Source organism: Pelagibacterium montanilacus, from assembly GCF_003992665.1.
GTDB classification, from domain to species: Bacteria; Pseudomonadota; Alphaproteobacteria; order Rhizobiales; family Devosiaceae; genus Pelagibacterium; species Pelagibacterium montanilacus.
Genome location: NZ_RZMX01000008.1, coordinates 180,919 through 195,641, shown reverse-complemented (window position 1 = coordinate 195,641; position 14,723 = coordinate 180,919). Strand labels below are relative to the sequence as shown.

Annotated in this window: 14 protein-coding genes; 13 read left to right on the top strand and 1 reads right to left on the bottom strand. The window is 63.4% G+C overall.

What is annotated here, in order from left to right:
• The first annotated feature begins 18 nt into the window (after window positions 1–18).
• The 9 genes from EO136_RS03095 (at window position 19) to EO136_RS03055 (ending at window position 9,796) form a co-directional block, all read left to right on the top strand.
• Window positions 19–930 carry a dihydrodipicolinate synthase family protein gene (locus tag EO136_RS03095; RefSeq protein WP_127143003.1) on the top strand — a complete coding sequence of 304 codons (912 nt, stop codon included), beginning with the start codon at window positions 19–21 and terminating at the stop codon, window positions 928–930.
• 146 nt (window positions 931–1,076) lie between these two features.
• Complete coding sequence (locus EO136_RS03090; RefSeq protein ID WP_127143002.1) at window positions 1,077–1,823, top strand: glycosyltransferase family 2 protein; 747 nt, start codon at window positions 1,077–1,079, stop codon at window positions 1,821–1,823.
• A gap of 163 nt (window positions 1,824–1,986) precedes the next feature.
• Window positions 1,987–2,880 carry a CoA transferase subunit A gene (locus EO136_RS03085; RefSeq protein WP_164730418.1) on the top strand — a complete coding sequence of 298 codons (894 nt, stop codon included), beginning with the start codon at window positions 1,987–1,989 and terminating at the stop codon, window positions 2,878–2,880.
• Window positions 2,877–3,689, top strand: a complete 813-nt coding sequence (locus tag EO136_RS03080; protein ID WP_127143000.1) for a CoA-transferase subunit beta — start codon at window positions 2,877–2,879, stop codon at window positions 3,687–3,689. Before EO136_RS03085 ends, EO136_RS03080 begins: the two co-directional genes overlap by 4 nt.
• Window positions 3,690–3,692: 3 nt before the next feature.
• A complete protein-coding gene (locus EO136_RS03075; RefSeq protein ID WP_127142999.1) occupies window positions 3,693–4,910 on the top strand; it encodes a CaiB/BaiF CoA transferase family protein in 1,218 nt (405 codons plus the stop codon).
• 42 nt (window positions 4,911–4,952) lie between these two features.
• Window positions 4,953–6,668, top strand: coding sequence for an acetolactate synthase catalytic subunit (locus EO136_RS03070; protein WP_127142998.1), 1,716 nt, complete (start codon window positions 4,953–4,955; stop codon window positions 6,666–6,668).
• A gap of 35 nt (window positions 6,669–6,703) precedes the next feature.
• Window positions 6,704–7,702, top strand: a complete 999-nt coding sequence (locus EO136_RS03065; RefSeq protein WP_127142997.1) for a dihydroxyacetone kinase subunit DhaK — start codon at window positions 6,704–6,706, stop codon at window positions 7,700–7,702.
• The gene (locus EO136_RS03060) at window positions 7,702–8,304 is read left to right on the top strand and encodes a DAK2 domain-containing protein (RefSeq protein WP_127142996.1); all 603 of its coding nucleotides are present in this window, start codon (window positions 7,702–7,704) and stop codon (window positions 8,302–8,304) included. Before EO136_RS03065 ends, EO136_RS03060 begins: the two co-directional genes overlap by 1 nt.
• A 40-nt stretch (window positions 8,305–8,344) precedes the next feature.
• Window positions 8,345–9,796: an NAD-dependent succinate-semialdehyde dehydrogenase gene (locus EO136_RS03055; protein ID WP_127142995.1), complete on the top strand. Its 1,452-nt coding sequence runs from the start codon at window positions 8,345–8,347 to the stop codon at window positions 9,794–9,796.
• A 149-nt stretch (window positions 9,797–9,945) separates the two neighbouring features.
• On the opposite strand, the gene EO136_RS03050 is transcribed toward EO136_RS03055, so the two are convergent.
• A complete protein-coding gene (locus EO136_RS03050) occupies window positions 9,946–10,968 on the bottom strand; it encodes a LacI family DNA-binding transcriptional regulator (protein ID WP_127142994.1) in 1,023 nt (340 codons plus the stop codon).
• A gap of 153 nt (window positions 10,969–11,121) precedes the next feature.
• Here EO136_RS03050 and EO136_RS03045 point away from each other — a divergent pair, with 153 nt between their 5' ends.
• From EO136_RS03045 to EO136_RS03030, 4 genes are read left to right on the top strand one after another with little or no spacing between them, the layout of a single operon-like run.
• Window positions 11,122–12,174: a Gfo/Idh/MocA family protein gene (locus EO136_RS03045; protein WP_164730417.1), complete on the top strand. Its 1,053-nt coding sequence runs from the start codon at window positions 11,122–11,124 to the stop codon at window positions 12,172–12,174.
• Between the two features lie 6 nt (window positions 12,175–12,180).
• On the top strand, window positions 12,181–12,927 hold the full coding sequence (locus EO136_RS03040) for an SDR family NAD(P)-dependent oxidoreductase (protein ID WP_127142992.1): 747 nt from the start codon (window positions 12,181–12,183) through the stop codon (window positions 12,925–12,927).
• Complete coding sequence (locus EO136_RS03035) at window positions 12,924–13,451, top strand: TRAP transporter small permease (RefSeq protein WP_127142991.1); 528 nt, start codon at window positions 12,924–12,926, stop codon at window positions 13,449–13,451. Before EO136_RS03040 ends, EO136_RS03035 begins: the two co-directional genes overlap by 4 nt.
• Window positions 13,448–14,722 (top strand): TRAP transporter large permease, encoded by a 1,275-nt coding sequence (locus EO136_RS03030; protein WP_127142990.1) that lies wholly within the window; start codon window positions 13,448–13,450, stop codon window positions 14,720–14,722. The genes EO136_RS03035 and EO136_RS03030 overlap by 4 nt, the downstream gene beginning before the upstream one ends.
• The last annotated feature ends 1 nt before the right edge of the window (window position 14,723 follow it).

The following is a 14,723-nucleotide window of genomic DNA, read 5'->3' as shown; positions in this document are numbered from 1 at the left end:
AACGGGGAAAGACGCCTGATGACCAAGACCTATTTCAGCGGATTGCTGGTTCCCGCGATCACACCGTTCACGGCCGATCTGTCGGTTGACCTCGATGCCTATGTCGATGTCTGCAAATGGCTTCTGGCCAATGGCGCCGACGGGCTGGCGGTGATGGGCACGACGAGCGAAGCGAACTCGCTGTCGCTGTTCGAACGCAGGAAGGCCCTCGAAACGCTGGTCGAGGCCGGCATTCCCGCCGAAAAGCTGATGCCGGGGGTGGGCACGTCCGCGTTCAACGATACGATCGACCTCACCCGGCACGCGCTGGAGCTGGGGTGCGGCGGCGTGCTTTCGCTGCCCCCGTTCTATTACAAGCCCGTCTCCAGCGACGGTCTTTATGCCTGGTACGCCAGGGTGATCGACACCATTGCTTCCGACGACCTAGGCCTGTGGCTCTACCACATCCCGCAGATCAGCGGCGTCGGCATTCCCCACGACCTGATCGAGCGGCTGATCGCCGACTATCCCGATACCGTGCTCGGCATCAAGGACAGTTCGGGTGACTGGGACAATCTCGAAGCCATGCTCAAGCGGTTCAAGGGCTTCAGGATTTTCCCAAGCTCGGAAGGCACCATCGTCAAATCCGGCGCGCTGGGCGGGGCCGGGTGTATCAGCGCCTCGGGCAACATAAACCCCCACGGCATCCGGGCGCTGCTCGACGCCCTGGGGACCCCGGGCGCCGATGCACTCCAGGCGAAGGTCGGGGCGGTGCGGTCCACCTACGCCAAGTATCCACTCATCCCCGCGGCCAAGACGATGCTGGCGCGCGGGCTGGGAGACGCCCGCCTCGAGGCCGTAAGGCCGCCGCTGACCGCGTTGTCGCCCGAGCAGGCCGACACCCTGCATGGCGAGCTCAAGGCGGTCGGATGGAGCCTGCCGGCCCGCTAGGGCATTTGTCTCATCCGTGAACCGGAAACGTGATCCATTGTTTCCGGAAATGCTCGGGGGGACGATTATCGTACCGACGCGCCTTGATCGGGGGAAGCAGGCGAGATATGGCCAGCTACCCCCCCCAATCAAGCGCGAGACCGGCAGTGAAGTTAGCGTTCGTCATTCCAGCCTATAACGAACAGGCCCTGATCGGTGAGTGTCTGCAGTCGGTGCTCGATGAAATCGAGCGGAGCGGGCGGAAAGCGGACTGCGAAGTCATCGTCGTCAACAACGCCTCGACGGACCGGACCGGAGAGATCGCCGGGTCGTTTGCCGGCGTTCAGGTTGTCGACGAGCCCCAGAAGGGCCTCGTGCACGCGCGCGATGCCGGCTTTGCCGCTACCCAGGCGGAACTGGTCGCCAATATCGATGCCGACACCATCGTGCCCGCCGGCTGGCTGAGCAAGGTGTTCGCCGAATTCGGGCGCGACGAGGAGTTGGTCGCCCTGAGCGGACCCTATGTCTATTACGACCTGGGCTTGTGGAATCGGTTCCTGGTCTCGGGCTTTTATGGCCTGACCTACGCCATCTACATCCTTAACAGGTTCATCCTGCGCGTCGGGTCAGTGGTGCAGGGGGGCAATTTCATCTTCCGCCGGTCGGCCTGGGTCGAGGCTGGCGGCTACGACCGGTCGATCACCTTTTATGGCGAGGACACCGACGTTGCCGTGCGCCTCTCGAAGGTGGGCAAGGTCAAGTGGACCTTCGGGCTGAAGATGAAGACCTCGGGCCGCCGGCTCGCCAAGGAAGGCGTGTTCAAGACCGCCGCGACCTACACGCTCAATTTCTTCTGGGTCACCTTCCGCGGCAAGCCCGCCACCATGGACCATTCCGACATCCGCAAGGACTGATCCGGCTCGATTGCTTCGGGCTGGAAAGCCACATGCCAAGGCTTGACAAGAAACGTTTTCTGCTTAGAACGAAGGGATGCAGGAGGCGCCAACGGCTTCTTGCTGGTCAACCATAAGAAACGTTTCGCGTCGGTGCCTGCCGGCGTTCGTTCGGGAGAGATTCGTGAAAGAGAAGCTGACGAGCCTCGATACGGCTCTGGCTCCGATTGCGTCGGGGGCTTCGGTGATGTTCGGCGGCAGCCTCCTGCGCCGCCAGCCCAACGCGGCTGTCCGCCACCTTATCGCCCGCGGGGTTAAGGACCTGACGGTGCTGAGTTGGGCAGGGACAACCGCCATCGACATGCTGGCTGCCGCCGAGGCGATCCGGCGCTACGAGGGCATCTATGTCGGCCTGTTCAATTACGGCCTTGCCCCCAATTTCCGGCGCGGCGTGCAGTCGGGCCGGATCGAGGTGCGCGATTTTTCCGAGACCGCGATGGTCGCCCGGCTCAGGGCGGCCGCCCAAGGGCTGCGCTTTCTGCCCATCAGGACGCTGTTCGGGTCCGACATCGCGGCCAGAAACCCAGAACAGATCAAGACGTTCGCGTGCCCGTTCACCGGCGAGCCGGTGCAGGCGGTTGCCGCAGCCGAGACCGAATTCACCATCATCCACGGCTATAAGGGCGACAAGTACGGTAACGTGCAGTGGCCCGTGGTGCGCGACACTGACGACATGGACCAGCCAATGGCCGCAGCCGCAAAGCGGCTGATCGTCACCGTCGAGAAGATCGTGTCTCACGAGGAGGTCAAGCGCCAGCCGAGCCTGACCTATATTCCCGGCCAGTGGGTCGAGGCGATCGTCGAGGTGCCGCACGGGGCCCATCCCGTGGCCTGCGACACCATCTATGACGAGGACGATGCGCATATGCGGGACTATGTCGCCCGTTGCGCCACCGCCGAGGGGGCTGCTGCCTATCTCGATGAGTTCGCCCGCTCGGTTGCAGATCATGAGGCCTATCTGGACAAGATCGGCGCTGCGCACCTGGCCTCGCTCGACGTTTCCGGAGGTGCACAATGAACGATCAGTCCGCCACCTTTACAACAAACGAACTTATCACCGCCTATCTGGCCCGCCAGATCGAGGACGACGATCTGGCGTTTGTCGGGGTCGGCACCAATGGCAGGGCGTTTACGCTGGCGGTTGGCATTCCGCTTGCGGCCGTGCGGCTCGCCCAGATGCGCCATGCGCCCGGGGCGTGCGTCTACTGGGGCAATCTGCTCGAGCCAGACCTGTCGGAGATCCCCGAAAAGCTGACCCAGGACAGCCTGACGCACTGGCAGGCCGCGGCCTGCCCGCCCGATACGGGCACCAAGTGCGACATGCTCATGCGGCGGGCCTTCGACGTGTGCTTCAATTCCGCCGCGCAGATCGATCGCTTCGGCAACATGAACATCACCGCCATCGGCGACTACCGCCAGCCCAAGGTCCGGCTGGTGGGTTGCCTCGCCCAGCCCGAACATGCGGCTTTCGTGCGCCGGCCCTATATCGTGGTCGATCTCGACAAGCGGACGTTCGTCGAGGAGGTCGATTTCATCACCAGCGTCGGACACTACAAGGGCGGCAGTTCCCGCACGGAGACCGGATTGTCCGAGGGTGGGCCGCGGCTGGTCGTCACCAACAAGGCCGTGTTCGATTTCGCGCCCGGTTCCAAGGCAATGCGGCTTGTCTCGCTGCACCCGGGCGTCACCCGCGAAGAGGTCCTGGACCTCATGGGTTTCGTCCCCGAGGTTTCCGAGGATCTCGGCGAGACCCCGGCGCCGGACGCCGAGGAGCTGCGCCTGATCCGCCATGACATCGATCCCAATCACATCCTGTTGCGCGTATAGTTCATGCTCGATTCCCTCACATCCCATCCCGCCGCCGCGTCGCTTTCAGGGCTCAAGGTCCTGGATCTGTCGCGCTTCATTGCCGGTCCGCACTGCGCCATGGTGCTCGCCGATCTCGGTGCAGACGTGGTCAAGATCGAACGCCCGAAGGGCGGCGACGACACCCGCCTGCTCGGACCCTATCTGGAGCAGGAGAGCATCTATTTCATGATGTTCAACCGCAACAAGCGGTCCATGACGCTCGATTTCCGCAATCCCCGGTCCCAGGACCTGCTGCGCGATCTGGTCAGGGAGGCGGATATCGTGATCGAGAACTTCCGCCCCGGCACCATGGAGAAGATGGGGTGCGGCTGGGAGACGCTGCGCGAGATCAATCCGCGGCTGATCATGGCCCGCCTTTCCGGGTTCGGGCAGAACAATTCCAAGTCCGGCGAGCCCTGCTTTGACGGCATTGCCCAGGCGATGATGGGGCTCATGGACCTGACGGGCCATCCCGATGAAGGGCCCAGCATGGCCGGCACCTTCATCGTGGATTACGTCACCGCGCTGCACGCGACCATCGGCATTCTCTCGGCGCTCGAACACCGGCACCAGACCGGCAAGGGGCAGATGGTGGATGTGAGCCTGATCGGGGGCGCCACATCGCTGCTCATGACGGCGATCCCCGAATATCTGCGTCTGGGCCGGACCATGACCCGGTCGGGCAATCGCGATCGCTACGCCGCGCCCGCCAACACCTTCCAGGCGCGCGACGGCGTCTGGGTTCACGTGGTCGCTGGCAATGACGCGCATTTTCCGCGCTTCGCCCGTATGATCGGGAAGCCCGAACTGCTCGAGGACAATCGCTTCTCTTCGCTCGACGCCCGCATGAAGAACGTCGACGCGATCGAGGCCATCGCTGCCGAATGGATGGCCGGGCTGACGGCCGACGAGGCCCTGGCAGCACTGAATACGGCTGAGTTGCCCAGCGCCCGGGTGCGCACGGTTGCCGAGGTGGCCGACGATCCCTTCATGCGCGAGGCGGGCCATCTGGTGGACATCGAGCACCCCAAGGCCGGCACGGTTACCATGCACGGGATCACCGTCGGGCTCTCGGATGCGCCGGGCAGTGTTCGGATGCCGCCCCCGCAGCTTGGTGCCCACACCCAAGAGGTTCTCTCCGAGTGGCTGGGCCGCTCGGACGACGAGATCGCAGAGCTGCGCGCAAGCGCGGTGGTGTGATTACGTCAGAAATCGATTTTTGCGAAAAGGCAGACATTCTCCATGACGTCATCGACCAATATCAACGCCGCACACACCTTCGCTGCCGCTCTCAAGCGGCACGGCGTCGAGGTGATTTTCGGCCAGGCCATTCCCGCGGCCCTGTTCCTGGCTGCTCCGCACCACGGCATCCGTCAGATCGGTTATCGCACCGAGAATGCGGGTGCGGTGATGGCCGACGCCTATGCGCGCATGACCAACAAGGTCGCCGTCGTCACCGCGCAGAACGGTCCGGCTGCCACCCTTCTGGTGCCCGGCCTTGCCGAGGCCTATAAGGCGTCGGTACCGATCGTGGCCATTGTCCAGGACGTCGCGCGCCCGTTCGCGGACAAGAACGCGTTCCAGGAACTCGATCATCTGGACCTTTTTAAGGGCTGCGCCAAATGGATCCGGCGGGTCGCCGACGCGGACCGTATCGATGATTACGTGGACATGGCCTTTGCCGCCGCTGCCTCGGGACGCCCCGGACCCGCAGTGCTGATCGCGCCCATCGACATGTTCAACGATGTCCCCAAGCCAAGCGACAGCCCGCGGATGGCCAGCCTGGGTTCCTTTCCGCTCGATCGCAGCGCGCCTGATCCCGAGAAGGTCGCCGAGGCAGCGGAGCTTCTGGCCAATGCGAAACGGCCGATCGTGATCGCGGGGGGCGGGGTGCATATTTCCGGCGCCAGCGCCGAACTGGCCCGGCTTCAGGACACGGCGCATTTGCCGGTCGCCACCACGGTGATGGGCAAGGGCGCGGTCGATGAGACCCATCCGCTTTCGGTTGGTGTGGTCGGCTATTTCATGGCGGACCGCAGCCGTACGCGGCACGTGCGCGAACTGGTGACCGATGCCGACGTCGTTCTGCTGGTGGGCAACCGCACCAACCAGAACGGCACCGATAGCTGGTCGCTCTATCCCAAGGACGCCAAGTTCATCCATCTCGATGTCGACGGCCAGGAAATCGGACGCAATTACGAGGCTCTGCGTCTCGTGGGCGACGCCAGGCTCGGCCTGTCGGCTCTGACCGAGGCGCTGACCAAGCGCGATCTCGCCGACCGTTCCTCGGCACGTGCCGGAGTTGAGAAAACGATTGCGGAGGGGCTTTCCAAGGGGCGGAAAGACGCCGCTGCCCAGGAGAACTCGGACGCTGCGCCCATGCGGCCCGAGCGCATGATGCGCGATCTCGATTCCATTTTGACGCCCGAGACCATCGTGGTTGCCGACGCCAGCTATTCCTCGATCTGGGTGGCCAATTTCCTTACCGCCCGCAAGGCAGGGCAGCGTTTCATCACTCCGCGCGGTCTGGCAGGGCTCGGCTGGGGCCTGCCCTATGCGCTGGGCGCCAAATGCGCCAATCCGGACGCCAGGGTGTTCGCGCTGGTCGGCGATGGTGGGTTCGCCCATGTCTGGTCCGAACTCGAGACCGCTCGCCGCATGGGGCTCGATGTCGTGGTGTGCGTGCTCAACAATTCCATCCTCGGCTATGAGAAGCACGCCGAGAAGGTGATCTTTGGGGATTTCTCGGACGCCTGCGACTTCACTGCCGTCGATCACGCGATGATCGCGCGCGGCGCGGGGTGTCATGGCGAACGGATCGAGAGCGCGGACGCGTTCCTGCCGGCGCTCAATGCCGCCTTCGAACGCAAGGGCACTACGGTGCTCGATGTCATCACCGACGAGCGCGCCTACCCGCCCATCAGCGCCTTCAACGACAATTCGGCCCTTACCTACTGAGGGCGCGTGCAACCGAAGATGGCAGGGAGACCGCAATGAAAAAGATCATGAACACCGCCGCCGATTTCGTCGATGAAATGCTCGATGGGCTGGTCGGCGCCTATCCCGAACTCACGCTGGCAGGTGAGGATAAGCGCGTCGTGCGCCGGGCCGCCGAACTCCGGTCGGGCAAGGTGGGTGTGGTGTCCGGCGGCGGGTCGGGGCATTTGCCACTGTTCACCGGATATGTGGGGCAAGGGCTGCTCGATTCCTGTTCGATCGGCAACGTCTTTGAGGGTCCCACGGTCGGCTCGTGCAGCGATGCCATCGCTGCGGCCAATGGTGGCGCGGGCGTGCTGCTTTTGTACGGAAACTACGGTGGCGACCGGATGAATTTCGACATGGCCTCGGAATTTGCCGCCGATGACGGCATCGAGACGCGCACCGTGCTCGGCAATGACGATGTCGCCAGCGCGGGGCCCGACGAGCGCGAGAAGCGCCGGGGCGTGGCCGGGATCGTCTATGCCTACAAGGCAGCAGGCGCCAAGGCAGAAGATGGCGCTTCGCTCGACGAGGTTACCCGGATTGCCGAGTTGGCAGTCTCGCGGACCCGAACGATAGGTGTTGCGCTGTCGCCCTGCCAGGTCCCCGGCTCGGATCGCCCCTCGTTCACACTGGGCGAGAACGAGATCGAGATGGGCATGGGCATCCATGGTGAGCCGGGCATCTGGCGCGACCAGCTCAGGCCGGCCGACGAGATCGTCGACGAGATGATCGGGCGCCTGTTGGACGACGCGCCGAAGGATGCGGGTAAAAGGGTTTCGATCCTGGTCAACAGCCTCGGGGCAACTCCGCTCGAAGAACTGCTGATCATGTTCCGCCGCGCCAAGTCCCGGCTGGCCGGTGAGGGATTTGAAGTCGAGCGGCCGCTGATCGGGCATTTCGCGACCTCAATGGAAATGGCAGGCGCATCGATCAGCCTGTGCTTTGTGGACGATGAACTCTCTTCGCTTCTGGCCGCTCCGGCGCAAACCCCCTTCTGGACGGTCGGCTGATGGGCTGGACGGTAAGCGATATCGCGGGGGCCGTAGGCCGGGCGCACACGGAAATGGGCAGGCTCGAGCAGGAACTTAACGCGGCCGATGCCAAGCTCGGAGACGGTGATACCGGCGGCATGCTCAAGCGGGTTCTCGACCGGATGGCGGCGCTCGATCTTTCAGGGGTCGAGGACGCGGGCTCTGCGCTCAGCCAGTTGGCACGGGCGGCGGCGGCGGCGACGGGCTCAAGCCTGGGCACGCTTCTGGCGACTGCGCTCCTGACCATGTCCCGCGAGCTCAAGGGGCAAGCCGAGGTCGACCCTTCCTCGCTCGATGGCCTGCTGGCGGGTGCTCGCGATGCCATGATGGCACGGGGCAAGGCCGAACTGGGCGACAAGACAGTGCTTGATTCCATCGAAGCAGTAATCGTAGCCTTGCGCTCCCATGGGGGAGGAGATGTGGGTCCGGTGGTTATCGGCGCCGCGCGCGATGCGCTCGATCAGTATCGAGACAGAACCAACAAGCGGGGCAGAGCCCGGATGTTCGGGGACGCCACGGTCGGGATGGACGATCCGGGCATGCTCGCCTTCAAGGAACTTGTGGAAGCAATGGCCCGTTAAGCCGTCGCCATCCCCTCAAAAAGTGCAGGCAGGAGAGACCATGAGCACGTCGTGGGCACAGTTCAAGCGCGAAGAAATCTTTATCGACGGTACCTGGCGCAAGGCCGACAGCGGCAGGATGATCGATGTGTTTGATCCCGCCTCCGGCGAGGTTATCGGGCAGGTTCCCGAGGCGGGCGCCGACGAAACGCGGGCGGCCATCGAGGCCGCGGCGCGTGCATTCGAGACCTACCGCAAGACGACGGCCGAGGAGCGCGCGGCCATGCTGCGCAAGCTCGCCTCTTTGATCGAGGACAACAAGGAGCCGCTGGCTCAATTGCTCACCAAGGAGCAGGGCAAGTCGCTGACCGAGTCGCGCGGCGAAGTGGCCATGAGCGCCAAGTACATCCTCTGGTTCGCCGAGGAGGCGCGCAGGGTCTACGGGGACACCATTCCCTCGCCCTGGGCCGACCGGCGCCTGATGGTCACCAAGGAGGCGGTCGGTGTCGTGGGTGCGATCACGCCCTGGAACTTCCCGTCCTCGATGCTGGCGCGTAAGATCGGGCCGGCGCTGGCCACGGGCTGCACGATCGTGTGCAAGCCGGCGACGCAAACGCCGTTTTCGGGGCTGGCCTGGGGCCTTCTGTGCGCAGAAGCTGGTTTCCCCGCCGGCACCGTGAATATCCTCACCGGTTCGGCGTCCAAGATCGGTGGCGAGCTTACGAGCCATCCCGACGTCGCCAAGATCACATTCACCGGTTCAACCGAGGTGGGCCGCATCCTGCTTGCCCAGGCGGCCACGACGGTCAAGAAGGTCTCCATGGAGCTGGGCGGCAATGCGCCGTTCCTCGTGTTCGACGACGCCGACATCGATCGCGCGGTGGCCGGAGCCATTGCCTCCAAATTCCGCAATTCTGGCCAGACCTGCGTCTGTTCCAACCGCATCTATGTCCAAGCCGGTATTCATGACGCCTTCGTTGAAAAACTGGCCATCGCCGCGGCAGGGCTCAAGCTCGGCTCGGGGTTCGAGGACGGGGTGGAGCAGGGGCCGCTGATCGACGAAAAGGCGATCGAGGGCGTGGGCTCGTTCGTCGAGGACGCAGTCTCCAAGGGCGGCAAAATCGTTCAGGGCGGCAAGCGGGTGCAGCGCGACGGGTTCTTTTACGAGCCGACCGTCATCGTCAACGCGTCGTCGGACATGCGGTTTGCCCGCGAGGAAATCTTCGGTCCGGTCGCGCCGGTCTTCCGGTTCGAGACCGAGGAAGAAGCGATCGCGCTTGCCAACGACACCGAATACGGGCTGGCCTGCTATTTCTACACCCGCGATCTGGGCCGGGCTTTCCGCGTCTCGGAGGAATTGCGCTACGGCATCGTCGGGGTCAACGAGGGCGTGGTGACCACCGAGGTGGCCCCGTTCGGCGGCTTCAAACAGTCGGGTGTGGGCCGGGAAGGCTCGAAATACGGCCTCGATGACTATCTCGAGACCAAGTATGTCTGCATCGGCGGGATTTAGAGCATATCCTGTTCTGATTGAATCAGGACCTCTAAGACCTTGATTTGTCGCAAGCAACCCGGATTCCGCAAGTTCGGCGGCGTCACCACGAGTGGCGCCGCTTTGCGTTGTGCCTAGGTTCAAATGGATGGGCCCGGGCCGCGGGCAGTTCAGCGTCGCGGTGCAGCGCACGATCCGCGTATCGTGAGGTGCGTGGGAAAGATCACCTCGCGGGGCGTGCCTGTCTTCTTGGTGCGGATCCGGCGGATCAGCAACTCGGCCGCGCCGGCACCCATCTCCCGCTTGGGAAGGCGCAGGGTGGTGAGATCGATCCGGCGCAGGCTGGCGATTTCGATATCGTCGCAGCCCAGCAGCGAGAAATCCTCGGGGATGCGCAAGCCCAACTCCACTGCCGCGTCCTGAAGCCCGATGGCGTTGACGTCGTTGCTGGCGATGATCGCCGTGGGACGGTCGGACAGGCCGGCGAAATAGTGCATGGCACGGATGCCGGAATCGATCGTGTAATCTCCCTGGAACACCAGTTCGGGGTCGGCATCAAGCCCAAGCTCGCTGACGAGCTGCTCATAGGCCTCGAGCCGCTCCATGGCGGTCGAAGATTGCTGCGGGCCGGTGACGAAGCCGATGCGCCGGTGCCCGAGACTGTCGAGATAGTTCATCGAATCCCGCGTGCCTTGCATGTTGTCGGACCCGACATAGTCGTCGCGGAACCGGTGACTGCGGCGCTGGACGAGCACGAAACTGCCGGTGGCATCAAGCAGCTTGCGGATTTCTGGGCTCTCGGTGTGCTGGGAAAGCAGGATCATGCCATCCACCCTGCGATCGAGCAGAGCCTGCATCTGGCCGATCTGCCTACGCTCGTCCCCGTCGGTGTTGCACAACAGGATGTTGCACCCTTCCCGCTGTGCGACATCGTCGATGCCACGGATGAACTCGGGGGAGGCGGGGTTGGCGACATCGGCGACCAGCACCCCGATCGTGGAACTCGTCTGCATGCGCAGGGCGCGCGCAATGGTCGAGGGACGATAGCCCAGCGTCTTGGCGATCTCCTGGATATGCTTGCGCGTTTCCTCGTTGACGTGGCGCTTGTCGGCCAATGCGTTTGATACAGTCGAGACCGCGTGCCCACTGGCCTCCGCGACGTCCCGTATCGTTATTCGCCTGTCGTTCGTCACGCTGCCCCGTCCCTGAATGATGCTGCATTATGTGCCCAGATACGTTTTTGGTGCAAGTGTTGACGGGCCGGCGATATCGGTGTTTAAGGATGCAGAACCGTTTTTTAGAAAACGTTTCTTGACGCCCGAAGAGGCGCTGCTGGGAGGCTGAATTTGCCTGATACAAACTCTAGACCGCGCGTCGCGCTGATCGGATGTGGCGCGTTTGCAAATGCGGCGCTGGTGCCAGCGATGCGCATGGCGCCGCTCGATGTGGTCGCCGTTTGCGACCTCGATGAGGCCCGGGCCGTTTCGACCCAACACGCCACCGGGGCACCGCACAGGTTCAGTACAGCCGAAGAACTGGTTAAGTTTGAAGATATCGACGCGGCGGTCGTGGCCATCGGCCCGACGGTCTATCCGCGTCTTGTGCCCGGCCTGCTCGAGGCCGGCCTCGACGTTTTCGTGGAGAAACCCCCTGCGCTGGCTGCCGCTGATGCGCGTGCCATGCAACAGGCGGCAAAGGCAGCTGGAAAGCAGCTCGCCGTCGGTTTCATGAAACGTTTCGCGACAGGCTATCGCATGGCGCGTGAGATCACGGAACGCCCGGAATTCGGGCGTGTGGCGCATGTGAGTGCTCGCATCAGCACCGGTGTCTGGAAGCCGGTCTGGGCCAAGGAGCTCGACGCGTTCTCTTTCGTCATGGATCATTCGGTGCATTTTCTCGATCTGATCGCTTTTTTCGGAGGTCCGGTCCGGTCGGTGACCGCTCTTCCGCTCGTTCGGGATGGGGGGCGCATGGGATTCGCCGTGCTCCTCGGCTTTGATAACGGGGCTACGGGCGTTCTCGAGATTTCCAATCTCGAATCGCGTGGTGTCCCCAATGAGCGCGTCCAGATCATGGGGGATCGGGGCCAGTCGGTGACGGTCGAGAACGTGACGCGGGTCACCTATTCCCGCGAAGCGGCCCCCATGGCCGAAGGGCGGCCGTTCGACCCGGACACCGAGCGTCAGGTCTGGGAGCCGAACATGACCAATATTTCCCAGGAGAACGCGTCGGTTGTTCATATGGGCTATGCTGGCGAGATGCGGAATTTCGCACGGGCATTGAGTTCAGGTGAACCGATTTCGCCCGATATCGCCGATGGCGTGGCCGCGCTGGACCTCGCCCACGCGGTGCTCACCAGCGACGGTGCCTCGGTGACACTCCAGAACGGAACAAGGTAAGAGCGGATGAGCGTTTCAATCGATCTTTCGGGCAAGACGGCGCTGGTAACCGGCGGCGGGACCGGGTTGGGCAAGGCGGCAGCCGCTATCCTTGCGGCGGCAGGTGCCGACGTGCACATCATGGGCCGCAGGGCGGACGTCGTGGAAAAGTCTGCGCGCGATATCGGTGCGCGTCCGTGCGTGGGCGATGTGACGGACGTCGCCTCGCTCGATGCGCTTTTCAAGAGCGTGGCCGGTGATCGCGGCACGATCGACATTCTGGTCAACGCCGCCGGGCTCAACATCCGGGGGTCGTCCTACACCTACCCCATGAGCGACTGGGACACCGTGCAGGAGATCAACGTCAAGGGCCTGTTCGCCTGCTGTCAGGCTGCCGGTCGGCTGATGCGGGATTCTGGCTATGGCAAGATCATCAACATCGCGTCGCTCGCCAGCACCATGGGCATGCCCAACATCGTGGCTTATGGCGCGAGCAAGGGGGCGGTCGTTCAGGTCACGCGCGGGCTGGCTGCCGAGTGGGCTCCCGATGGAATTCGGGTGAATGCCATTGCGCCCGGCTGGTTCAGAACCGAGTTGACCGAACCGTTGTTCGGTGACGCGGCCTGGGTCGACAAAATCACCCGTCGCATTCCGATGGCGCGCGCCGGCGCCCCCGAAGAGCTTGCCGGAACCGTGCTTTTCCTTGCCTCGCCGCTCTCGGACTATGTGACGGGGGTAACCGTGCCGGTCGACGGAGGAGTATTGGGATCATGAGCGATCCGATCGAAAATCAGGACGACGAGAGCCATGCCCACAAGCCGAGCCCGCTCGAGCGCGTGGTCGAGGTCATCGTCGTTCCCCTGATGCTCGCGATCGTCGCCATCGGCTTTGCCGGAGTGGTGATGCGCTTCTTCATGGGCGGCCGATATGCCCTGTTCTGGACCGAGGAGGTAATCCGGTACGGCTTTATCTGGCTGTTCTGGCTCTGCGCCCCGGTTCTGGTCTGGCGGGGGTCGATGTTCGCGGTGGACCTGTTCATCATGGCACTGCCCGAGCGGGCCCGCACGGTCCTGCGGATATTTCATTGCCTGGCCATTCTCGTGCTGGTGGGGCCCTATATTCACTACGGCTGGGCCATGGCGCAGGTGAATGGCCGGCAGCTTTCATCGGCTCTGCAGTTTCCACTGTTCTGGATTTATCTCGCCATTCCTGTGGGTGCGGCTTTGATCGCCGCCGTCGTCCTTTACCAGCTCTTCCTGCTCGTCACAGGCCGCTATAGGGCCGAGGATTACTCATGATTCTGACCCTTTTTGGAAGCTTCATCGTCTTTCTCCTGCTCGGCCTGCCCGTTGCATTTGCGACGGGCCTTGCCTCGCTGCTCGTGGTTTTTACCGAGCCGATTGTCCAGGAGCGCCTGCTGATCACGCGGACGTTCGGGGGCATGGATTCCTTCACGCTCATGGCGATCCCGTTCTTCATTCTGGCAGGCGAGGTGATGTCGCGCTCCGGGCTGACGCTCAAGATCGTCGATCTCGCCATGGCTTTGGTCGGCCACATCAGGGGCGGACTCGCGTACGTCACGGTGCTGGCCAACGGCCTGATGGCCTGCCTTTCGGGCACGGCGGCCGGCAGCGCGGCGGCCATCGGCTCGATCCTGATCCCTTCGATGATCCGGCAGGGCTACAACCCTCGGCTGGCCTCGTTGACCAACGCATTCGGCTCGATGATGGGTCCGATGATTCCGCCCTCGATGTTCATGATCATTTATGGATCGATGGCAGGCGTCTCGATCGGGCGGCTGTTCCTTGGCGGTATCATTCCGGGGATTCTGATCGGGCTTGCGCTTGCGGTTCTGGTCAGCTTCCTCGTACGCCGGGAGTCCTTCAAGGTCGAGACCACGAAATTCTCGTTCCGCCAGGTCGGCATCAGTCTGCGGGATGCGAGCTGGGCCGCTCTCATGCCCATTCTCGTGGTGGGCGGCATCTTGGGGGGCATAACGACGCCGACCGAAGCCGGCATCATCGCCGTGGTTTATGCACTGTTCTACGGCTTCGTCATCGCCCGGACGCTCTCGTTCAAGGCACTGCGCGAGCTCACCATGGCCGCGGCGATCACCTCGGCCAATATCATGCTGGTCGTGGGATTTGCCGCCGTCCTGGGTACGATTCTCGCGCTCGGCCGGTTCGAGCAACATGTGATGGACGGCTTGTTTGCCATTACCACGGAGCCGATGATCATCATCGTCATCCTGATCTTCACCCTGGCCTTCATTGGCAGCGTCATGGACGAGGTGTCCACCGCCGTTCTGTTCGTTCCAACGCTTGCTGCAATCGGGCAGCAGCTCGGGTTCGACCCGGTGCATTTCGGCGTGGTGATGGTGCTGGCGATCATGACGGGCGCGGTCAACCCGCCCGTGGGCACGCTCCTGTTCATCAGCAATGCGCTGGCACGGCTCAAGCTGTCAGACATTCTGGTCCAGGTGTGGATATTCCTTATACCGATCCTGCTCGTGAACATCCTGATTGCCTTCGTTCCCGAGTTGGTCACTTTCCTGCCGTCTCTTTACTGAT